The 20,443-nt window shown below is 65.5% G+C and carries 20 protein-coding genes; 16 read left to right on the top strand and 4 right to left on the bottom strand.

All coding sequences use genetic code 11. The features are described 5' to 3' along the window. Nucleotides 1–182: 182 nt before the first annotated feature. The 8 genes from H8M03_RS03065 to H8M03_RS03090 all read left to right on the top strand — a co-directional run bounded on the left by H8M03_RS03065 (nt 183) and on the right by H8M03_RS03090 (nt 5,941). Entirely contained in the window at nt 183–917 is a 735-nt protein-coding gene (locus tag H8M03_RS03065; RefSeq protein WP_187480297.1) for a LuxR family transcriptional regulator, read from the top strand. A gap of 75 nt (nt 918–992) precedes the next feature. Then, entirely contained in the window at nt 993–1,610 is a 618-nt protein-coding gene (locus H8M03_RS03070; RefSeq protein WP_187480298.1) for an acyl-homoserine-lactone synthase, read from the top strand. Further along, the gene (locus H8M03_RS03075) at nt 1,610–2,512 is read left to right on the top strand and encodes a phytanoyl-CoA dioxygenase family protein (protein ID WP_187480922.1); all 903 of its coding nucleotides are present in this window, start codon (nt 1,610–1,612) and stop codon (nt 2,510–2,512) included. The genes H8M03_RS03070 and H8M03_RS03075 overlap by 1 nt, the downstream gene beginning before the upstream one ends. A 5-nt stretch (nt 2,513–2,517) precedes the next feature. Further along, on the top strand, nt 2,518–3,108 hold the full coding sequence (locus H8M03_RS03080; protein WP_187480299.1) for a GntR family transcriptional regulator: 591 nt from the start codon (nt 2,518–2,520) through the stop codon (nt 3,106–3,108). Nucleotides 3,109–3,217: 109 nt separating this feature from the next. After that, nucleotides 3,218–3,343 (top strand): hypothetical protein, encoded by a 126-nt coding sequence (locus H8M03_RS12855; RefSeq protein ID WP_281400243.1) that lies wholly within the window; start codon nt 3,218–3,220, stop codon nt 3,341–3,343. 146 nt (nt 3,344–3,489) lie between these two features. Then, on the top strand, nt 3,490–3,618 hold the full coding sequence (locus H8M03_RS12860; protein ID WP_281400244.1) for a hypothetical protein: 129 nt from the start codon (nt 3,490–3,492) through the stop codon (nt 3,616–3,618). A gap of 53 nt (nt 3,619–3,671) precedes the next feature. Beyond that, nucleotides 3,672–4,256, top strand: coding sequence for a lasso peptide biosynthesis B2 protein (locus H8M03_RS03085; RefSeq protein WP_187480300.1), 585 nt, complete (start codon nt 3,672–3,674; stop codon nt 4,254–4,256). 65 nt (nt 4,257–4,321) lie between these two features. Next, complete coding sequence (locus tag H8M03_RS03090; protein ID WP_187480301.1) at nt 4,322–5,941, top strand: asparagine synthase-related protein; 1,620 nt, start codon at nt 4,322–4,324, stop codon at nt 5,939–5,941. On the opposite strand, the gene H8M03_RS03095 is transcribed toward H8M03_RS03090, so the two are convergent. From H8M03_RS03095 to H8M03_RS03110, 4 genes are all read right to left on the bottom strand, one after another. Continuing rightward, the gene (locus H8M03_RS03095) at nt 5,909–7,936 is read right to left on the bottom strand and encodes an Atxe2 family lasso peptide isopeptidase (RefSeq protein WP_187480302.1); all 2,028 of its coding nucleotides are present in this window, start codon (nt 7,934–7,936) and stop codon (nt 5,909–5,911) included. The two genes, H8M03_RS03090 and H8M03_RS03095, sit on opposite strands and share 33 nt — an antisense overlap. Continuing rightward, a complete protein-coding gene (locus H8M03_RS03100; RefSeq protein ID WP_187480303.1) occupies nt 7,936–10,518 on the bottom strand; it encodes a TonB-dependent receptor in 2,583 nt (860 codons plus the stop codon). The genes H8M03_RS03095 and H8M03_RS03100 overlap by 1 nt, the downstream gene beginning before the upstream one ends. Before the next feature lie 76 nt (nt 10,519–10,594). After that, complete coding sequence (locus tag H8M03_RS03105) at nt 10,595–11,509, bottom strand: FecR/PupR family sigma factor regulator (protein WP_246449159.1); 915 nt, start codon at nt 11,507–11,509, stop codon at nt 10,595–10,597. Between the two features lie 2 nt (nt 11,510–11,511). After that, nucleotides 11,512–12,069: an RNA polymerase sigma factor gene (locus H8M03_RS03110; RefSeq protein WP_187480305.1), complete on the bottom strand. Its 558-nt coding sequence runs from the start codon at nt 12,067–12,069 to the stop codon at nt 11,512–11,514. A 417-nt stretch (nt 12,070–12,486) separates the two neighbouring features. Between H8M03_RS03110 and H8M03_RS03115 the strand changes: the two genes are divergently transcribed. The 8 genes from H8M03_RS03115 to H8M03_RS03150 all read left to right on the top strand — a co-directional run bounded on the left by H8M03_RS03115 (nt 12,487) and on the right by H8M03_RS03150 (nt 20,438). Then, complete coding sequence (locus H8M03_RS03115; RefSeq protein ID WP_187480306.1) at nt 12,487–14,865, top strand: heavy metal translocating P-type ATPase; 2,379 nt, start codon at nt 12,487–12,489, stop codon at nt 14,863–14,865. Continuing rightward, complete coding sequence (gene cueR / locus H8M03_RS03120; RefSeq protein ID WP_187480307.1) at nt 14,862–15,254, top strand: Cu(I)-responsive transcriptional regulator; 393 nt, start codon at nt 14,862–14,864, stop codon at nt 15,252–15,254. Before H8M03_RS03115 ends, cueR begins: the two co-directional genes overlap by 4 nt. Then, nucleotides 15,251–15,661 carry a hypothetical protein gene (locus H8M03_RS03125; RefSeq protein WP_187480308.1) on the top strand — a complete coding sequence of 137 codons (411 nt, stop codon included), beginning with the start codon at nt 15,251–15,253 and terminating at the stop codon, nt 15,659–15,661. Before cueR ends, H8M03_RS03125 begins: the two co-directional genes overlap by 4 nt. A gap of 35 nt (nt 15,662–15,696) precedes the next feature. Next, the gene (locus tag H8M03_RS03130) at nt 15,697–15,945 is read left to right on the top strand and encodes a hypothetical protein (RefSeq protein WP_187480309.1); all 249 of its coding nucleotides are present in this window, start codon (nt 15,697–15,699) and stop codon (nt 15,943–15,945) included. 81 nt (nt 15,946–16,026) lie between these two features. Continuing rightward, complete coding sequence (locus H8M03_RS03135; RefSeq protein ID WP_187480310.1) at nt 16,027–18,033, top strand: copper resistance system multicopper oxidase; 2,007 nt, start codon at nt 16,027–16,029, stop codon at nt 18,031–18,033. Then, a complete protein-coding gene (locus H8M03_RS03140; RefSeq protein WP_187480311.1) occupies nt 18,030–19,259 on the top strand; it encodes a copper resistance protein B in 1,230 nt (409 codons plus the stop codon). Before H8M03_RS03135 ends, H8M03_RS03140 begins: the two co-directional genes overlap by 4 nt. A 19-nt stretch (nt 19,260–19,278) precedes the next feature. Then, entirely contained in the window at nt 19,279–19,746 is a 468-nt protein-coding gene (locus H8M03_RS03145; RefSeq protein ID WP_187480312.1) for a YybH family protein, read from the top strand. Continuing rightward, a complete protein-coding gene (locus H8M03_RS03150; protein WP_187480313.1) occupies nt 19,743–20,438 on the top strand; it encodes a DUF2231 domain-containing protein in 696 nt (231 codons plus the stop codon). Before H8M03_RS03145 ends, H8M03_RS03150 begins: the two co-directional genes overlap by 4 nt. Nucleotides 20,439–20,443: the final 5 nt, after the last annotated feature.

The raw sequence follows: 20,443 nt of genomic DNA on the forward strand, positions 1-20,443 counted from the left end.
TACTAATCGGTGAATATATTTGATTTGTCCGTGGCTTGGTTGGTAGCCTCGCTCCCGCTCGGACCATCCGCGCGTGTGCCATTGCCCTGAGAAGCGAGAGCCGCGTGCCAAAAGAAGGGACGTAACGGGATCGGCGGCTTGGAGCGCAACCCGGAACGTGGCGGCTGGCGCCGCGACAAGGGATGTTCGATCGGGTCGAGGGTTTCGTACGCGACGTCCAGCAGATCGCCGGCGAGGCGCAGCTGGCGGCGGCGCTTGCCGACATTACATCCGACCTCGGCTTCGCCTATTTCGCGCTGACCCATCACGTCGACATCCGCGACTTTCAAAGCGCCATTCGGCTTCACAATTATCCCGACGGCTGGGAGCAATGGTTCGACGATCAGGGCCTTGGCACGATCGATCCCGTTCACCGCGCCAGCCACCTCACCAGCATCGGTTTCTCATGGGCTAATCTCGATACGATGATCCGGATGACCGACGACGATCGCCGGATCCTGGCGCTGGCCCGCCGGGAAGGGATCGGCGACGGGTTCACCGTCCCGGCCCAGGTTCCGGGCGAAGCGCACGGCTCCTGTTCCTTTGCGACCAAGACGGGCATTCCGCTGCCCGCCGACCAGCTTGCCCTGGTCCAGCTCGTCGGCGCCTTCGCCTTTGAAGCCGCCCGCCGGATCGCCCGGTCGCGACTCGACATTCCGCCGCTGCGGCTCACGGAACGGCAGCGTGAATGCGTGGTGTGGGCGGCGCGCGGCAAGTCGGACTGGGAAATCGCGCAAATCCTCGGCGTGAGCCAGGAAACGGTCATCCAGCACTTAAAGCAGGCGCGCGAGCGCTATGGCGTGGGCAAGCGCACCTTGCTGGCCATCCACGCATTGTTCGACGGCACGATCGCGTTCATCGACGTCTTTCGCCGCTGATATCCCCATTTCTGGGAATGGCAGGCTTTTTGCCCCCGCCGGATGATGCCCCCGTCAATCGATGGGAGCTAATTCATGCTGGTACGCGAACGATTGCTCGAACCGCCGGCGCAGAGCCGGGCACTGGCCCAGATGTTCGAAGCCCGCAGGGAAGTCTTCGTCGACCTTCTCAAATGGGATTTGGCGGTGCTCGACAATCGCTTCGAGGTCGACCAGTTCGACGACTGTCACGCGCGCTATCTGATCATTGCCGACCAGGCCCGGGGCCACCTCGGCTCGGCGCGGATTCTCGATACGACCCGGCCGCATATCCTTGGCAGCCTCTTCCCATCGCTGAGCGCCAGACCGGTCCCAACCGGACCGGGCATCGCTGAAATCACCCGCTTCTGCCTCGGGCGCAACCAATCGGCCGCCGAGCGCCGGATCACCCGCAACCATCTGGTGAGCGCCATCGTTCGCCACGGCCTCGATCATCACATCCAGACCTACACCGGGGTCGCCGAATTGAACTGGCTCCAGCAGATCCTTGCGTTCGGCTGGGTCTGCCGTCCGCTCGGCCCGCCCCAGCTCCTCGCTGGGCGAATGGTCGGTGCGCTGGCGATCGAGATCGATAGCGAGACCCCTGAGCTGCTCGCCGCCAACGGGATCTGGACCGAAGAGTTGGCCGACGAGCGCGCGCTGGAGGCAGCATGATGGCGAGCCTTGCACCAGCACCGGCCCAGAGCGACGCCATTGGGCATTGGTCATCCAAGCTCATCACCGATGGCTATTGCATCATCCCGAACGTGATCCCGGCGGAAACCATCCACGGCCTCGACGACGACCTGGCCGCGGACTTTGCGCAAACCCCATATTGCCAGGGCGGCTTTTACGGCGAGCGGACCAAGAGGTTCGGGCGGCTGCTCATCCGGTCACCCCGCGCCCGTGACCTTGTCATGCATCCACTCATCCTTGGTATCACAGAGCGTCTTCTTGCGCCCTGGTGCGACACCATCCAGCTTAACCTGACCCAGGCCCTGGCGCTTCACCCGGGCGCCTTGCCTCAATTCCCGCACCGCGATCAGGACATGTGGCGGGGCGCGATCGGCGAGACCGAATATCTCATCAACGTGATGTGGCCGTTCACCCGCTATTCGAAAGCGAATGGCGCGACCTTGATTTGGCCCGGAAGTCACGGGGCCAAGGCCCTCCAAGCCGAGCCGGGCGCCGCGCCGTTCGCAGCCGAACTTCAGCCCGGCTCAGCGCTGCTGTTTCTCGGCTCCACGCTCCACGGCGCTGGCGGCAACAACAGCGACGATGTCCGCCGCGGGGCGATCATCAGCTACTGCCTGGGGTGGCTCAAGCCTTATGAAAATCAATGGCTGGCCTATCCGCCGGAAATTGCGCGCACGTTCGACGACGAGCTGGCCGCGCTCGTCGGCTATCGCCAGCATCGCCCCAACCTAGGCAATTTCGAAGGCCAGTGCCCCTCGCTGCTGCTCAAGGGCGCGCTTCCGCAGCGAATTGGCGCGATCGACGCGCTTCGGCCCGACCAGACAGCAATGCTTGGAGACTATCTGCACGAGCAGCGGCGCGCAGCCTGTGTCGACAGCTAAGGCCAATGACGGCGCCTTCCACATTCGAGCGTGTTTACGCGTCGATCAAGGAGCGGCTGGTCTCGGGCGACTTTCGTCCCGGCGAGCGGCTCGAACCCGTCCATCTGTCTGAGGAACTGAACAGCAGCGTGACTCCGGTGCGCGACGCGCTCCACCGCCTCACAGGCGAGCGCCTGGTCGACGCGCCCAAGCAGGAAGGTTTCCGAGTGCCGGTGGTCAGCGAAGTCATGCTGCGCTGGCTCTATCAGTGGCACCGCGACCTGCTGTTGCTTGCGCTTGCGAGCCGCGTCTTGCGGACGGCATCGCCGTCAGAGCCGGCCTCCGACTTCGGTTCGGGCCGCTCGTCCCTGCTCCAACTTGCCGAGACCTCGGGCAATCCGGAGCTGGTGCATGCACTTCAGTCCTTGCGCGACCGGCTCGGGCCATTCGAGCGCGTCGAGGCGCAATTGCTCGACGGTTTTGAGGACGAAGCCGCCGCGATCGCCAAGGCGGTGACCGATCGGAACTTGCGCGACCTGCGCCGGCTTCTCCTCGCTTATCACCGCCGCCGGGCGCGGATCGTGCCGGACCTCATCGCCATCGCTGCCCAGCGCTGACGTGCGGTTCAAAATACATTCGCAAAACGCCGCCCGTATAGCCTGCGCATAATGGCGTCCGGGCCATACCCTCGACTGGCCTGATGGTCAGGCCTTCAAGGAGATCGACATGATCAAGACCACCCTCGCACGCCGCGTCCCGCTCGGCCGCGCCAGCCTTGTCACCAAGGGCAGCATCGGCCCGCACATGGAAACGCAGGGCCTCTGGACCAAGACCGAGCTCAGCGATCGCTAGCCGGCGAACCGACGGGCGGCGTTCATCCGTCGCCCGTCCCTCAATAATCGTGATATTTCAGCTAAATAGATTCCGTACTTCGAGCTCCAGTTCCTAACCTTCGAGGCTGCTGCATCAGGGCAGCAAGCAAGATTGGAGCAAGGATCATGACCAAATCAGCATATCCGCGCCGGATCACCATCGATCGGGCCAGCAAGGCAACGCGCGGCGCGAACTTCGGGGTGGTCGAGCGCGACGGCCTCTACATTCCGGGCATCGGCCTTGTCAGCCGCTAACAACGCCAGGACATTGCTGGCCGTCGGCCTATGCCGGCGGCCAGCAGTTCGCGATGGATCTCACCGCCCCGACTTTCGGCCTGGTCAACGGACATCCCTTATTCCTCGACCTTGCCACCGACAGCTATTTCCTGCTCGAGCCTGACGACGAGAGCGAGCTTCTCAAAGCGCTGCAGAGCAACGCCCCATCCCAGCACCCGCGACCCGTCGATTGGCCGAAACCGGCGTCGCAGGTCACACTCGTGGGCGACCCTTCCAGGCCCCGCTTCGCCGATATCCTGTTCATCGGCGCGAGCCTGACATCGGTTCGGCGCCGGCTTCGGCGTGGATTGTTGGCCGATTTGATCAGCGGTTTATTCGAGCCGCCTGCGGGCGATCGGGACACACCAGAGACGGTCGGCCTCGCGCGTCGCTTCCTCTGCGCCCGGCGATGGCTTCCGCATCAGGGCAATTGCCTAGCGGATTCGCTGGCGCTGCTCATCTTCCTGCAGCGGCACGGCGCCACCGCATCGCTGATCTTCGGCGCCAAGCTCGACCCCTTTGCTGCGCATTGCTGGCTGCAGGCCGGCCCGACCTTGCTCAACGATCGCCTCGACCGGATCGAAGGGTTCACCCCGGTTGCAGCCCTGTCGCCATGATGTCCTACGCGATCATCGCGGGCTCCCGGGCAGTCAGGCCCTCGAATGGGCTCGTCACTCGGGCCATGGGGGAGGCCAATGGCCGGCTGTCGCAGCTGACACTGGTGACGTCGCCAGACCTGCCGTGGCTGGCAGGCCGTGCGGCCTTGCTGGTCGGCCGGCTGTTCGAACGCGACACCAATCGCGAGATCAGCGACGGCGCGGCGCTCGACCGCGCCATCGCCAATGATGAGGAAGAGCTGCTGCGGACCCATTGGGGCAGCTATGTCCTCGTGCACGAAACAAAGAGCGGCGATCTCAAGGTCCTGCGCGATCCGTCGGGCGCGATCCCCTGCTATGTTGCCGGCCCGGATCGTGAAGTCATCCTGTCCGACGCGACCATCGGCCGAGCTCTCAACCTCATCGAACGCCCGCAAATCGACTGGGCCTTTGTCGTCCAATGGCTCCAATTCCCGTTCCTGCGGGTCGCCGGCACCGGTCTCGATGGCGTCACGGAACTGACGCCGGGTGCAAGCCGGCCCCTGGCCTGTTCGCAATCCAGCGAGACGCAGCTTTGGCGGCCACTGTCGTTTGCAAGGGCCGCGATGGATGAGCCGGACGACGCCGCGCGCATGCTCAGACAAACCGCGCTCAGTTCGGTTCCTCGCGCGTCTGGCGACGCCCTCACCCTCATTCAGATATCGGGCGGCCTCGATTCCTCGATCCTCGCCGCCTGCCTCGCGGCGAGGGGCCGGAACCTCAAGGCCATGACCTTCGCCACCTCCTCTCCCGATGGCGACGAACGTCAGTACGCTGAGGCCGTGGCCGGGCATCTCGGTATCCCGCTCGAAATCGTGCACGAAAGCGACGTCTGCCCGTCGGCCCCGGCGCCGCCCGGCTTTCGCCCGGGGATCAACCTGCTTCTCGACGCGATCGACCGGACGGTCGAGGACTATCGCCAGGCGATCGGCGCCGGCATTGTCGTCGATGGCGGCGGTGGCGACAGCCTGTTCGGATTCTCGCGAACCGCCGCGCCGATCCTCGATGCGTTTCGCGCCGGCGAAGCGTGGGCCACCATGCGCTCGGTTTCGGAACGCTCGTCGGCCAGCATGTGGCGGGTGGCTGAGGTTACGCTTCGCCAGTTGCTTCGTCGGCCTTCGGGCTGGCCGGACAACCCGCACTTCCTCGGGTCCGCGGCGCGCTTGCGGCCCGCCGAGCGCCATCCCTGGCTGGCCGGTGCAGCGCGCCTGCCGCGAGGCAAGCTCGAGCATCTCACGTCGCTGGTCCATATCCAGCACTTTCTCGATCGCCACGCGATCGGCGGCGACCACCGCCATCCGCTGATGAACCAACCGCTGATCGAACTTTGCCTGTCGATCCCCAGCTGGATGTGGAACGCCGATGGATGCGACCGCGCCGTTGCGCGGCGCGCCTTCTGGGAGTCCCTTCCTCGGTCGATCACCGAGCGTCGCACCAAGGGCAGCTTGCAGGGCTATTTTCATCGCCGCTTCCTGAAGCTGAGGCCGGACATGCGGCCATTGCTTCTCGATGGCGAACTTGCCCGCCGGCAGCTTGTCGACCGTGCCGCGATCGAAGCGGCTTTGAGGGACGATGAAGTGCTGTCCGACGACCGGGCCTTGCGCCTGAGCGAAATCGCGACGCTGGAAAGCTGGCTATCCGCCTGGTGCAGCCTCGGCGCGAGTTGACCGACGGACGCGCATTTCATCCCATGCCTGATATCGATCCTGTTTGGCCGGATCAGGATCGCGCCTGTCCAGCAACCAGTAAGCGAACCAGTCGAAATTCCGGTCGAACACGGCGGAGCGATGGCGCGGCTCGACCTTGATATGCGCTTCGTCCGGGAACGCGTAGAAATCGACTGGCGTGCCCGACGCGCGAAGCCGCACGAACAGCTCGGGCATGCGCCGCGCTTCCTGCTCGGGCAGCTGGAACAGGACCGGCACCCGGATCGCGGCTACGTTCAACGCCGGCGAAACCTCACGCCAACGCTCGGGCGTCTCCTCGGGCCGGCCGAGGCCCCAGACGTCCCGCGTCACCTTGTCGTGGGCGTCGCCCAGGATCGCGCCATACCAATAATCCGCCGGTTCCGTCTGGCCCGAGGCAATCGATAGTGCCGCCAGCAGGTCGGAATTGGTCGCCGTGCGCATCGCGACCTCGCTTCCAAAGCTGAACCCTCCCATCGCCACGCGCTTGCGGTCTATGCGCCCTGCGGCCGCCAGGCGGTCGATCAACGTCCGCACGACGGAGACACCATCTTCATAAGTGGCGAGCGCATCCTGCTTGCCCTTGAACGGGGCGCTGTTGAGGCAGGCAACCAGGAATCCGGCGTCGATCAGTGCGGCGATCGGCCATTCGTCTCCCTCCCCGCCCCGCAGGAATCCTTCGCAGCGATAGTAATTGACGAACAGCGGCGCCGGTTGGCCCGGTTCGCCGGTCGGGCCGAGAAGGACGCCGGCGATGGACCGGCCATCCGCAAGGGTCAGGGCGACCGGCTCGACCTGCGGGCGATAGCGTTGCCGAAGCGTGGCATTGGGGTCGAACATTGTGCTGACCCGGCCATCTCCAAGATCGACCCGGACGAGTTCGGGCGGATTCGCCGCGCCAGCGCGAACGCAATAAGCCGCACGTCGGTTTACCTGGCAGGCCAGCGACCCCTTGCGGCTTCCGCTGAGGAGTCCGTCGCTCGCGGCAAGGATGCGGAGCTGGTTTTGCCGGACATTCCAGCGGGCGAGGGTCTGGCGATGATGGCGGTCGGTAAACGTGGCCAGGATCTCGCGCCCTTCGACGATCCAGGCCAGCGACGAGACTCGCCTCGTTCGGCACAGCTCTGCGGCGCACCGGATGGAGCGGCCGTGTGCCGGCTGCCATCCAAGTTTCCCTGAGAACCCATCCCACTGAGCGTCAGCAATTCCCTTGCCCGGCGAGGCAAGCGACGCGACGGCGGTCAGCGATGGCGGCGTGAAGGGCGCCGGGTCGCGCGGCAATCCTTCGGCAGAATCTTTTCCGGTGGCGCTATCCCAGCGTCGCGTCTGGCGCGGCGCTGACACCAGCAAGCCCGAGCGCATATACCAATAGCCGCTGAGGCGCTGGCTCGCCATTCGACCCTCGACCGAGCCACCGCGGAAGAGATTCTGGGCAAGATCGACCTTTTGCGTGACGCGGATACCTTGGTCCCGCTCGGCTTCCTCGGCCGCCCGGATGTCGGCACGCGAGGGCCCGACCTCATAGAGCAGGCTCACGCCGTCCGGCGCGAGCCTCAAATTCTCGACATCGGCCGCTCCGACAATTGCCGGAGCCAGGCCGTTGCTCGCCCGGCGATACAGCCAGATTCCGGTGGCCCCATCGGACCGCTGGCGCAGAGCCGCCCCGCTGCCGTCGGCGAGCCACAGCGGAGCCTCGGCACGCAGGAGGCCGGGATCGTCGAAGATGGCATCGCCGCCCGAACCGATTGTTCGCGTTTCTCCGCTTCCCGTATCGAGCAGGTGCCATTCGAGAAGCACCCGGTTCTGCTCGATCGACGCCCGGCTGGTCCGGAACAGCAACGCTCGCCCATCGGGCGACAGGCTAAGCGAATCCACATCCGCCACTTCGACGATGGCGCGGTTCCAGTCGGCTGGTGCGGCGACGCTCGCCATGCTGGCCGACGAGGCGGCGGCCAGCATGGCACCTGCCCAGAACATCACCAGCTCTTGCGTAATTGAAGACTGACGAAGCGTCCCCGGCCCGTGGCGTTGACCGGGTCGAAGCCGATGCCGCGTGTCTGGCCCGGCTCGAGGCCCAGCGACGGGGGATCCTGGTCGAACAAATTCTGGACGTTGAACGCGATCCGCAGCCGATCGAGGGGTGCGGTTCGGCCGGTTCCGAAGTCATAAACCAGTCCGGCATCGACGGTCGTGAAACTGTCCACCTTGTCATCGCGCCCGGCGCGATTGTCGCGATAGCCGTCGGTGTAATTGAGCGCGGCATTCGCCGCCCAGGGCCCAAGCGACCAACCCAATCCGGCGCGGAAGCGAAGGTCGATCGGATGAAACGGCGTGTTGACGGTTTTGATGGCCGGACTGGTGGTGGTCAGCCGGTCGTCGAAACGGAACACCTTGTTGGCATTGAGGTCGAACCGCAATTGGTGGCGACCGAGGGTCCAATCGTAGCGCAGGCCAAGGTCGAGGCCGTTGGTCCGGGTTTCGGCCGTATTCGATACGCGCGCATCGACAATGACGACGACATCCGCCGGGGTGGCATTGCCATTGGTGAAGCCTGGCCCGCTGAAATCGAGCACGTTGCCGGCGCCATCGAGAATGGCGGTGACATAACCGACGTCGGGATTGAGCGTGACCGCCGGCGCCAGCGCCGGATCGCCGACGATGACGATCTGTTCGGTCGGAAGCGCGATCCGGTTGGTAAAGCGGATGGCATAATAGCTTGCCGTGAGGCTGAGACCCGGAACGCTCGGCGGCTTCCAGTCGAACCCGGCGGTCCAGCTTCGTGACTTCTCCGGACCGACGTCGGGATTGGCGCCGACCAGCGCCGCCCCGACTCCCGGAATGGCCTCGCTGGGATCGATGTAGAGGAGCGACGAAGGAAACAGGAAGGCGTTGTAAAAGCCGAGCTGCTCGGACAGCAGCGGGGCCCGGAACGACGTCGAATAGCTCGCACGAAGGTCGAGGCCATGACCGGGCGACCACAGCAGCCCGAGCTTGGGATCGACGCTGGTTTTCAGGTTCGAATAATGTTCGAGCCGGGCGGCAGCCGTGACGATCAGCTTTTCGACCAATGGCAGGCGGTTGGCCTCGCCGACCAGCGGGGTGTAGATTTCCCCGTACAATGACGAAACGCGTCGCTTGCCCGACTGTGGGTTGACCGGATTGACCTGGGTCTCGAATTCGCTGGCATAGGCTTCGCGCCGATGCGCCGCGCCCAGCGCAAGCTTGAGCGGTCCGCCCGGGAGATCAACGATCGTGCCATCCGCCTTAAGGCCGAGTTCGAGGATGCGGTTTTCGGTGTCGAAGCGGTTGAACAAGCCCTGGCCCTGCGGCTGGTTCTGCTGCTCGTCGGTGCGTGCCCGATACCACCCGGCGCTGGCCTCAACGGTCCAATCGCCAATCGGCGTCCAACGCAGCGCCGCCGTCCCGCCGATGGTTCGGGCTCGGGCCCGCGCATCCACAGGCACCACCGGTCCGGCAATGAAGAAGGATCGCGCGGTTCGCCGGTCGGTGTAGAGGAAGTTAGCGTCGATGCTGAGCGTTGGCGAGATCTCCTGCCCGACTGCACCGAACAAGCTGTGGCGGCGCTCATCGGGGAACAGCGACCATTCATCCGGCAGGTTGAGCGTAAAGTCGCGCTGGTCCGCCCGAACGAGACGGTCGCGCCGATATTCGTAGGACAACAGACCGTGCCCGCCGGTCCAGCGACGGCCCCCTGTCGCCCCGAGCAACAGCTGGTCGCCGCCGCCCTGCGTGGTGGTACCCGCCTGCGCAACTGTCTCGAGACCGTCAAAATCGCGGCGAAGGATGAAATTGACCACGCCGCCGACCGCGTCCGAACCGTAAATCGCCGACGCGCCGTCGGTCACGATCTCGACCCGTTGAACGGCGGTGATCGGAATAAGGGAGATATCGACGAACGAGCCCGAGCCGCTCGGCGCAAGGCGGCGGCCGTTGAGCAGGGTTAGCGTCGCCCGCTGGCCGAGACCGCGCAGATTGACGCCGGCACCATGGTCGGTGATGTCCGCGCCCGCTCCCGTCGTTCCGAAATTCTCCTGCGCCACCCCGCTTGCGACATTCTGCGGGAGCTTGCGCATCAGCTCCTCCGCCGAACCCGGCTGGGCGCGGTCGATGTCGGCGCGGGAGATGGTGATGACCGGCGACGTCGGCTGCGCGCCGCGGACGTTGGTCCCGGTGACGACGATCACGTCCTCATTGTCGGCCAGGGCCCCGGCGTCGCCGGGGCCCTCTGGTTGCTCCGACGCGCTGATCACCCAGGTGCCGTCAACCTGCCGGCTGGTGAGGCCAGATCCCTGGAGCAGCGCCGCAATTGCGCTTTCGACGGAATAAGCGCCTGACAAGGGCGGTGCCCGGCGTCCGGCAACAAGCCGGTCGTCAACCAGCAGGTCGATTCCATTCTGCCGGGCGACCTCGCGGAGCGCAGCGCCCAGCGACATTGATGGCAAAGCATAATTGCCCGGTTGCGCCGCAGCCGCAGCCGGTGCGGCGGCGAGCGCCAACGCCAGCGACGTCAGCGAAGTGGACCAGCTCGGATAGCGCATTGTTTCCCCCCCTCTCGATCCGCCGCAAAGATGCGACGGTCGAGGGAAGACGGACCTCGCCCGCAAACCCGTACTTTTATTTTGCGCGGGGCTCCAAGGTCAGCGCGCCGCCCTGACCTACCACCAGTTGTAGGTTGAGCGTGGCGGCCAAGGAGCGCGCCAACGCCGCGCTGTCGCCAGCCCTGAACAGGCCGGTAACCCGAAGGTCGGCGATCCGGGGATCGACGACGATTGACGGACCGCCGGAATCGCGATTGGCGATTTCCACAACATCGCGAAGCGAGGCCGACGAGAATTCGAGGCGTCTGGCAGTGGTTGCCTGTTTGGGGCTCACAGCGCTCGCGTCAGGATCCCCGGGAACCGGGGCGGACGAGATGCCGGCGACGGCTTGAACCGGCTCGATCGAACCCTCGCCGGTTCTAAGGTCCAGTTCATAGTCACCATTGCTGACTTCGACCCGGCGGCTTCCAGCGACCAAAACGAACGCCCGTTCTTCGGCAGAGACGGCGAGACGCGCATGGCCGCGACGAAGCTCGGCGCGCCGTTCCTTACGACCAAGGTCGACCTGCATTTCGCTTGCGGGTGCAAGGGTCAGCGAGCTTCCGTCGTCAAGCAGGAAATCCCGAGGAATCGGCCCGCTGCTCAAGAGCACGGCTTGGATTGGAGGACCGAGCAGACCTCCCGTCACCTGAAAGGTGCCGAGCACCAACAGGCCGGCAATGCCAGCCGCCATCGCATAACGTGCGACACGCTGGCGCGGCCGGGGAAATTCACTTTCTAGTGAGACGCCCTCCCGCAGCGAACTTTGGCGAAGCAGGCCCGATCGTTCGTAGCGCGCGATGGCTTGGTCATAGGCAGGCCGATGCGCTGGGTCGCTGTCCAGCCACGCGCTGAACGCCTTACGTTCGTCTTCGGTCGGCCCGCGATCGACGCACGCGACCCAGGCTGCCGCCTCCTCGCGAATGCGCGCGCGTCCGCCGTTGCCTGCCACGCTCAATCGCGATCCATCATCCGGTCGATCATCGCGATCGCCTTGGCCATCTGCTTTTCAACTCCCCAAATGCTCAGTCCCGTTCGCTCGGCGATCTCGGCGTAGCTCAAGCCGTCGAGACGCCGCGCGAGAAAGATGGCCCGAGTCTTCGGCTTAAGGCGTAGCATAGCCTTCTCCAGTCGGCGAAGCGTGTCGCGGGATTCGAGCTGAACGATTGGATTGTCCGCAATCGATGTATCGATGGCTCCGGCCTCAATGCTCTGGCGAGCAGCGTCGGATCGCCCGCGGTCCCGAAGCACATTGAGACAGATCTTGAACAGGTAGGATTCGGGGCGAACGACCGCGAGGCGTCGTGCTAAGCTCAAGCCGGCGAGCTTTGCGAAGGCCTCATGCACGAGGTCGCGCGCGCTTTCGCGGTCACGCGTATGAACTGAAAAGTGCTGGATCAACGATGGCGCTCGGTCGCGATAGAGTTGATCGATCCCGGAGTGCCAATCGGCATCGCCGACAAGGTCCCCGGGCGGAAGCGGATCGCCTTCCAGCACGACCGTCTCGGGCAATGATGACGTCATCGCCTACGCCCTGGCGTAGCGCTGCAAACAGCAGGCGACAGCTGTCCAAGTTTTCTGCCAGGCATGCGAACCTCCCTCCCGGCGCCGGATGAAGCCGGGTGTTGAGAACATGCTTGGACATGCGCCGTCGCCTTTAACCGCCAAGGCAGTCTGGACATCCGCGAACGGCCACCCGGCCCGAGCAAGCCGGCTTCCTTCCACAAGCGAGGTTCTCACGCCTCGGCGCCCTTGCAGCGCATCAAGAACCTACAATTGAGACGTAACGGATGCAACGATGCCGCAAGTTGCGATCAGTGGCGGCGGAAGCACCTGCCTCGCCGGCCCGACTCCCGCTGTGCTTGACCCTGACATGATGTCAGACTCTATAAGCCAAGCACACGAGTCTCCCAAGGAAGGATATCGGCCATGGCCGAGTGCCAGCACCAAGCCCACGATCACGCGCACCAATGCGAGACGGCCGACGATCATGGGACAATCGTCCTCGACCCCGTCTGCGGCATGAAGGTCGACACCCGGACCGCCGAGCATCGTTACGAGCTTGGCGAAACGACATACTATTTTTGCAGCGCACGTTGCCGCGAGCGCTTCGCCGCCGACCCCGATCGCTATCTCCCCCCCCCCGGACATGATCCCGCAGTTACGCATCCTGCGATCGGGATCCTGCCCGACGCCGCAGCCGGAACGATCTGGACTTGCCCGATGCATCCCGAGATACGCCGCGACGGACCGGGCACCTGCCCGATCTGCGGAATGGGGCTGGAGCCGCTCGAGCCAAGCCTCGAGGAAGAAGCCAATCCCGAACTGATCGATATGAACCGCCGCTTCTGGGTGAGCGCCGCGATCAGCCTGCCATTGGTCGTGCTCGTGGTCGCGACCGAAATCCTCGGGGTCAAGCTATTGCCGATGCGGCAAGCGCTGTGGGTCCAGCTGGCGCTTGCGACGCCGGTCGTTCTGTGGGGCGGGTGGCCGTTTTTCGAGCGCTTCTGGGCAAGTCTCAAGACCCGCAATCTTAACATGTTCACGCTGATCGGCCTCGGTGTCGGAGTCGCGTACGGCTACAGCCTCGTCGCGACCCTCGCCCCGCAAGCCTTCCCCACGTCGCTTCGGACGATGGGCGGGCTGGTCCCGGTCTATTTCGAAGCAGCCGCAGTCATCACGACCCTGGTCCTGCTCGGGCAGGTGCTCGAACTCCGCGCCCGCTCGGCCACCGGCAAGGCCATCCGCGCGCTTCTCGGGCTCGCCCCGAAAACCGCGCGACGGGTCAAGGACGGCAAGGAAGAGGATATTCCGCTTGAGCAAGTCCACGTCGGCGATCTGCTGCGGGTCCGTCCGGGCGAGAAATTGCCGGTTGACGGCGTGGTCGTCGAGGGCCGGAGTTCAGTCGATGAATCGATGATCAGCGGCGAACCGGTGCCGGTCGAAAAGGTGCCGGACGAACACGTAACGGGCGCAACCGTCAACGGCACCGGCAGCCTGCTCATCCGGGCGACAAGGGTCGGCCGGGACACGATGCTCTCCCAGATCGTGCGCATGGTCGCCGCAGCCCAGCGCTCGCGGGCGCCGATCCAGGCACTGGCCGACAAAGTGTCCGCTTGGTTCGTGCCCTCGGTCGTGCTGGTGTCGGTTGCAGCCTTCATCGTCTGGAACCTGTTCGGTCCGTCGCCGCCCCTGGCGCACGCGCTGATCAATGCCATCGCGGTCCTGATCATCGCCTGCCCCTGCGCGCTCGGCCTTGCGACCCCCATGTCGATCATGGTTGGCACCGGACGCGGAGCGATGGCCGGAGTCCTCATCAAGAACGCCGAGGCGCTCGAGCTGATGGAAAAGATCGACACCCTGGTGGTCGACAAAACCGGCACGCTCACGGTCGGGAAACCCCGGCTGCTCGCGGTCAAGCCGGCCGAGGGTTTTGCCGAGGATGACGTCCTTCGGCTGGCCGCCGCACTCGAGCGCGGAAGCGAGCATCCGCTTGCCGAGGCGATCGTCGAGGGGGCGGAAGGCCGCGGCCTCGAATTGCCGGCAAGCCAGGATTTCGAATCCCACACCGGCCGGGGCGTCAGCGGGATCGTCGAGGGCCGTCAGGCAGCGCTAGGCAACGCCGCAATGATGGCCGAGCGGGGCATCGACGCCGCCATTCTCGACCGCCAGGCGGACGAGCATCGCGGACAGGGACAGGGCGTGATGTTCGTCGCCATCGACGGCGCGCTCGCCGGCCTCGTCATCGTCGCCGACCCGGTGAAGGACAGCGCCGCCCAGGCTATCGCCGAACTCCATCGCGACGGGATCCGGATCGTCATGCTGACTGGCGACAATAGGCGCACCGCAGAAACCGTCGCTCGGGCCGTGGGGATCGACGAAGTGATGGCCGAGGTCCTGCCCGACCAGAAGCAGGCGAAGGTCCAGGCGCTCAGGAGCGAGGGCCGCCGCGTGGCGATGGCCGGCGACGGGATCAATGACGCGCCGGCGCTTGCCGCCGCCGACGTTGGAATTGCGATGGGGACCGGGACGGACGTGGCGATGGAAAGCGCCGCCGTTACCCTGGTCAAGGGCGACCTCGGCGGGATCGTCCGCGCCCGCCGCCTCAGCCGGGCGGTGATGCGCAACATTCGCCAGAATCTGTTTTTCGCCTTCGTCTTCAACGCCGCCGGCGTCCCGATTGCGGCTGGCGTGCTCTACCCTTGGTTCGGGATCCTGCTCTCGCCCATCATCGCCGGAGCGGCGATGGCATTGAGCTCGGTCACCGTGATCGGCAATTCGCTTCGGCTCCGAACGGTGCGGTTGTGAACATCGGCCAGGCTTCGGCCCAGTCGGGCGTCAGCCAGCGGATGATCCGCCACTATGAGAAAATCGGCCTGATCCCGGCGCCGGCGCGCCGCGGCTCGGGCTATCGCGATTATGGCGACAAGGATGTCCACACCCTGCGCTTCATCGGCCGCGCCCGCGATCTCGGCTTCCCGATCGAGGAGATCGGCAAGCTGCTGGCGCTTTGGCAAGACCGGAGCCGGGCAAGCGCGGATGTCAAAGCGCTCGCTACCGCACGGGCCGAGGAACTGAAACGCAAGGAGCGCGCAATTCATGCGATGCGCCGGTCGCTCGAAGCCCTCGCCGGCAGCTGCCATGGCGACGACCGGCCGGATTGCCCGATCCTGGACGACCTTGAGTCCGGCCAGTGATTGGCCGCTACGATCGCCGCCCGGGGGCAAGTCCGGTTGAAAGGCCAGGCAAAGCGGTCCATATGCCGCCTGTGAGAATCTCGCGGCTTTTTGCGATCCTGATCGCTTTTGCGATGCTGTTCGCGCCGCTCGCCATGCGAAGCGGCGCGGCGATGGCGATGGCTCCTGCGGACCATCATGCGCAGATGACCGACAAGGGCCATTGCGGTGAGCAATCGGGCAAGAGCAAGGACGGCAAGTCGGTTGAGAAGAACTGCTGCGCGGCAATGTGCACCGGAGTGGCTACAACTGCCATGGCCTCGCTCGAGCCGCACAGCTTCCACGGCCAGGTCGATCGTCCGGCCCCGAGCCAGTTCCATCACGGCTTCCTCGCCGAGCTTCCAACACCGCCTCCACGGCTTTCGTGAACATCGACCACAACCGATTTCACGAAAGGTATGACATGAACAAGATCCTGACCGCGATCGCTCTTTCGATCGCCCTCCCGGCTGTGGCACATGCCCAGGCGGCCCCTGCTCCAGCGCCAAAAATGGACTGCTGCAAGAAGATGAAGGCCGAAGGCAAGGAATGCTGCTGCAAGGACATGGCCAAGATGGACCATGGCAAGCACGACATGAAGGCCGGGGCGGACCCCCACGCCGGCCATGACATGTCGACGATGGCGCAGCCCGCCTCTCATTCGAACCATTAATTAGCCTGACTGAAGGCCGGCGGCTCCCGCTCGGGGCCGCCGGCCCGACGTTCGCTTGTGGTGGCTATCCAAGGAACATCCATGTCCAATTCGCTTGCGCTCCAGCGGCGCACCTTCCTTCGCGCGGCTGCGCTTGGCGGCGCCGGCGCCGGCCTCGCCGGGATCATGCCCGCCTGGGCCCAGCCCGTTTCCGCGGGCCTCGTCCGTCCCCTGCCGACGGTCAGCGGCACCGACATCGCCCTCACCATCGGCAAGGTGGCGGTCCGGGTCGACGGCAAGGTCAGCCGCGCGGTCGGGGTCAATGGCACCGTGCCCGCACCTTTGGTCCGGCTCAAGGAAGGCCAGAAGGTCCGGCTCCGCGTCCAGAATACGCTCGACGAGGAAAGCTCGATTCACTGGCACGGCTTGCTGGTGCCGTTCGCCATGGACGGCGTGCCGGGCATCAGCTTTCCCGGGATCATGCCCCGGTCGACCTTCGAGTATGAGTTCGAGGTCATCCAGTCGGGCACGTACTGGTATCACAGCCACTCAGCCTACCAGGAAGAAGACGGACTCTACGGCCCGATCGTGATCGATCCGGCCGGCGCCGACCCGGTCGCTTACGACCGCGAGCATGTGCTGGTCCTGTCCGACCACAGCCCGATGACCGGCGCTACGATCTACAAGAAACTGAAACAGATGGGCGGCGGCTATTTCAACATGCAGCGCCTGACCCTGTCGGGCCAGCTTGCCGGCCGCGACCTCACGGCAAGCGAACGACGCGACTGGGCCAAGATGCGGATGGACCCGGCGGACATTTCCGACGTCACCGGCTCGACTTATGATTTCACGGTCAACGGCTTTGGTCCGTTCGACAATTGGACCGGCCTGTTTCGAGCCGGCGAGCGCGTCCGCCTGAGGATCATCAACGCCGCTGCCCAGACCAATTTTAACGTCCGCATTCCAGGCCTCGCAATGACCGTCGTCCAGGCCGACGGGCAGAATGTCCGGCCGGTCACTGTCGACGAGTTCCAGATCGGCGTTGCCGAGACCTATGACGTCGTTGTCACCCCCGAGGACCGGGCCTATTCCTTCGTCAGCGAGGCGATCGACCGCTCCGGCCTTGGCCGGGCCACGCTGGCGCCGCGCGAGGGCATGTCCGCTCCCGTCCCGCCGCTCCGGCCCCGGCCGGTCCTGACCATGAAGGATATGGGGATGGACATGGGAGGCATGGACCATGGCGGCATGGCCGGCATGGACATGCCCAACTCGCCCAATCCGGCGGCGGTCCGGGGCGTCGATCCGTCGGCCGAGCAGAATGCGTCGCGCAACCTGTGGAAGCTGACCGGCTGGACCGGCCCGGCAACGACCGGCGTTGCCGGTACCATCGCCGCCGGGATGGCCGGAACGGATCATAGCGCGATGGGTCACGGCGCGGCACCTGCCCCGACTCCCGTCGATCATGCGGCCATGGGTCATGGCGCCCCGGCCGGCACCGCCGCTCCAGGCGGCTCGATGGCCGGAATGGACCATGGCGCCGGCGGCATGGCTCACAACATGCGCGATTTCAGCAAGGCGCCCCAGGTCGACAAGAATCCCGGCGTCCAGTCGATCTCGCCGATGCCAACCGACCGCACCGGCGAGCCTCCCGTCGGCCTCGAGGGCCTCGGCCATCGGGTCCTGCTGTACCGCGACCTCGTCGCCCTCAACCGCAATCCGGACGTCCGCGCGCCGACCCGGCAGATGGAGATTCACCTGACCGGCAACATGGAACGCTACATGTGGTCGTTCGACGGCGTGAAGATGAGCGAACCCGCCGAGCCGATTCCGTTCCGGCTCAACGAGCGAGTGCGCGTGACCCTGGTCAACGACACGATGATGCCGCACCCGATCCACCTCCACGGCCATTTTTTCGAGCTGGTCACGGGGCACGGCGCCAATGGCCCACGAAAGCATACCGTCAACGTCCCGCCCGGCGGCAAGATGACCTTCGACGTCACCGCTGACGCCTCCGGCGACTGGGCATTCCACTGCCACAATCTCTATCACATGACCGCCGGCATGATGCGCGTCGTCACGGTCCGCCCAATGACTGGAGACGCACAATGACCCCGCCTCTCAAGCTGGCGCTGCTCGCTGCGGCTGCCGCAGCCATCCCGGCCACCCCGGCAGTGGCGCAGCACCAGGGGCATGCGGCGCAGCCCAAACCTGCCGCTCCGGCGCAGCCCGTCTGCCTCCCCGAGCATGCCGCAATGGGGCACTGCACCCTGGCTCCAGCGCAAAAGCCGGAACAACCCAAGCCCACCGCTCCGGCGCAGCCCGTCTGCCTGCCCGAACATGCGGCGATGGGCCATTGTACTTTGGCTCCAGCCCCTGGGCCGGCGCAGCCCAAGCCCGCCACCCCGGCGCAACCCATCTGCCTACCCGAACATGCGGCGATGGGCCATTGTACTTTGGCTCCAGCCCCAGCGCCGGCGCAGCCCAAGCTCGCCGACCCAGCGCAGCCGGCCTGCCTGCCCGAACATGCGGCGATGGGGCATTGCACACTCGCACCGGCGGGTGCGGTAGCTGGCGCCGAGGGCACCGACCTTCCCGCCGGCAATGCCCCGCCGCCGCCGGTTCCAACCGCCAATGCAGCCGATGCGGTCTACGGCAGTCCGGCGATGGAAATGGGCCGGCACCATCTCAATGAGTTTCACGGCGGGCAAAAGCTCTTCCAAGTGATGGCCAACGTCGCCGAGGCTCAAATCCGGAAGGGCCGCGACGGCTTCGAATGGGACGCCGAAGGCTGGTATGGCGGCGACATCAACCGCCTGTGGCTGAAGAGCGAAGGCGAAGGCGCGTTCGGCGAAGGCCTCGAGAAGGCCGAAGTGCAGGTGCTCTACAGCCACGCGGTCGACCCATATTTCAACATCCAGGGCGGCCTTCGCTACGACTTCAAGCCCAACCCGTCGCGAGTCTATGCAACGATCGGGTTCGAAGGCCTCGCACCGAGCTTCTTTGATGTCGAAGGCGCCCTGTTCCTGTCGAACAAGGGCGAGGTGATGGCCCGTCTCGAAGGCTATTATGACCAGCGCATTACCCAGCGCCTGGTCCTCCAGCCACGCGCCGAGCTCAATTTTGCCGCTCAAAGCAGCCGGCAGATCGGCGTCGGCTCGGGCCTGTCCGACGCCGAGATCGGCGTTCGGCTGCGCTACGACATCCGCCGCGAGTTCGCCCCGTATCTCGGGATCCAGTACCGCCGCGCCTTCGGCCGAACCCGCGACTATCTGCGGGACGCGGGCGAGGATGCGGGCGGCTGGAGCTTTCTTGCCGGTGTGCGGACATGGTTCTGACGAGAAGAGGAGAATCTCGATGAAATGGCCAATCACGATCGCCGCAGCCAGCCTCGCGCTGCTCCCTGCGACCGCTTTGGCAGCGCCGGCGCGGAACGCCGACACGGCGGCAGTCATCAAGGTGCTGGGCGACTATAAGGCTGCGATCGAGCGGCTCGACGGGCGCGGCACGGAGCGTCTGTTCACTCCGGACTCGATGATCTTCGAGACGGGCGGCGCCGAGGGCAATTACGCCAATTATCTACGCCATCATCTCGGGCCGGAGCTCAAGGAATTCCGGTCGTTCAAATTCTCGAATTACAAGGTCGACGTCCGCTTCGTCGGCGGGGCGGCGGTTGCAACCGAGACTTACGGCTACCGGATTGAGACCATCAAGGGCGAGGTCGCCGAGCGGCTCGGCGTTGCCACGAGCGTTCTCAGGAAGGAGAAGGGTCGATGGAGGATCGTCATGATGCACAATAGCGCGCGCCGGCCGAAACCGTCATGAGCGCCCGGCACGCAAATAGCGCCGAGCGCCGCAACTGGATAGTGCGCCTCCTGTCGGCCTTCGCCTTCCTCTCACTGGCGCTGGCGCTGGCGGAACCGGCCACCGCGCATGAAAAGCATAAGAAGAAGCCCGAGCAGGCGCAGCAGGTCCAACGCCAGCAGCCGGCATCCGCCGGCGGGCAAGTTCCCGCGGCGGAGCATACCGGAGCCGGTCACGGCCAGGCGGGCGAAATGATGGACGGCATGGACATGGGCATGGACCGGTCCAGCATGTCCTTTGCCGAACGCCTGCTCGATTGGTTCGGGCGGCTTCATCCGATGATCGTCCATTTCCCGATCGCCTTCTTCCCGGCGGCCTTGTTCACCGCGGTCGTCGGGCGCCGGCAGCCGGCGTTCAGCGCCCCGGTGCAGTTCCTCGTGGTTGCAGGCGGAATCTTCGCCCCGATCGCCGCCATCGCCGGATGGTTCGCGGGTCTCGGCGCCGATCCCGAGGCAATCCTAACCTACCACCGCTGGCTCGGGGTCGCGATCGGACTTGCCGGAGCCGGGCTCGGCGTCTGGGCCTGGCGGCGGCCCTGGGAAGACCGCGGCGGCGGCATGATCCTCGCGCTGACGGTCATGACGGTCGCGATTGCAGTTCAGGGCTTCCTCGGCGCCGGAGTGACGCACGGGATCGAGCATTTGATGTTCTGAGGAGG

Source organism: Sphingomonas sabuli (assembly GCF_014352855.1).
Taxonomy (GTDB): domain Bacteria; phylum Pseudomonadota; class Alphaproteobacteria; order Sphingomonadales; family Sphingomonadaceae; genus Sphingomicrobium; species Sphingomicrobium sabuli.

Coding starts and splice junctions, on each gene's coding strand:
- H8M03_RS03090 (WP_187480301.1), top strand. CDS start 4,322: ATGGGGGAGGCCAATGGCCGGCTGTCGCAGCTGACACTGGTGACGTCG.
- H8M03_RS03065 (WP_187480297.1), top strand. CDS start 183: ATGTTCGATCGGGTCGAGGGTTTCGTACGCGACGTCCAGCAGATCGCC.
- H8M03_RS12860 (WP_281400244.1), top strand. CDS start 3,490: ATGACCAAATCAGCATATCCGCGCCGGATCACCATCGATCGGGCCAGC.
- H8M03_RS03150 (WP_187480313.1), top strand. CDS start 19,743: ATGAGCGCCCGGCACGCAAATAGCGCCGAGCGCCGCAACTGGATAGTG.
- H8M03_RS03100 (WP_187480303.1), bottom strand. CDS start 10,518: ATGCGCTATCCGAGCTGGTCCACTTCGCTGACGTCGCTGGCGTTGGCG.
- H8M03_RS03140 (WP_187480311.1), top strand. CDS start 18,030: ATGACCCCGCCTCTCAAGCTGGCGCTGCTCGCTGCGGCTGCCGCAGCC.
- H8M03_RS03135 (WP_187480310.1), top strand. CDS start 16,027: ATGTCCAATTCGCTTGCGCTCCAGCGGCGCACCTTCCTTCGCGCGGCT.
- H8M03_RS03115 (WP_187480306.1), top strand. CDS start 12,487: ATGGCCGAGTGCCAGCACCAAGCCCACGATCACGCGCACCAATGCGAG.
- H8M03_RS03145 (WP_187480312.1), top strand. CDS start 19,279: ATGAAATGGCCAATCACGATCGCCGCAGCCAGCCTCGCGCTGCTCCCT.
- H8M03_RS03095 (WP_187480302.1), bottom strand. CDS start 7,936: ATGTTCTGGGCAGGTGCCATGCTGGCCGCCGCCTCGTCGGCCAGCATG.
- H8M03_RS12855 (WP_281400243.1), top strand. CDS start 3,218: ATGATCAAGACCACCCTCGCACGCCGCGTCCCGCTCGGCCGCGCCAGC.
- H8M03_RS03085 (WP_187480300.1), top strand. CDS start 3,672: ATGGATCTCACCGCCCCGACTTTCGGCCTGGTCAACGGACATCCCTTA.
- H8M03_RS03130 (WP_187480309.1), top strand. CDS start 15,697: ATGAACAAGATCCTGACCGCGATCGCTCTTTCGATCGCCCTCCCGGCT.
- H8M03_RS03075 (WP_187480922.1), top strand. CDS start 1,610: ATGGCGAGCCTTGCACCAGCACCGGCCCAGAGCGACGCCATTGGGCAT.
- H8M03_RS03080 (WP_187480299.1), top strand. CDS start 2,518: ATGACGGCGCCTTCCACATTCGAGCGTGTTTACGCGTCGATCAAGGAG.
- H8M03_RS03070 (WP_187480298.1), top strand. CDS start 993: ATGCTGGTACGCGAACGATTGCTCGAACCGCCGGCGCAGAGCCGGGCA.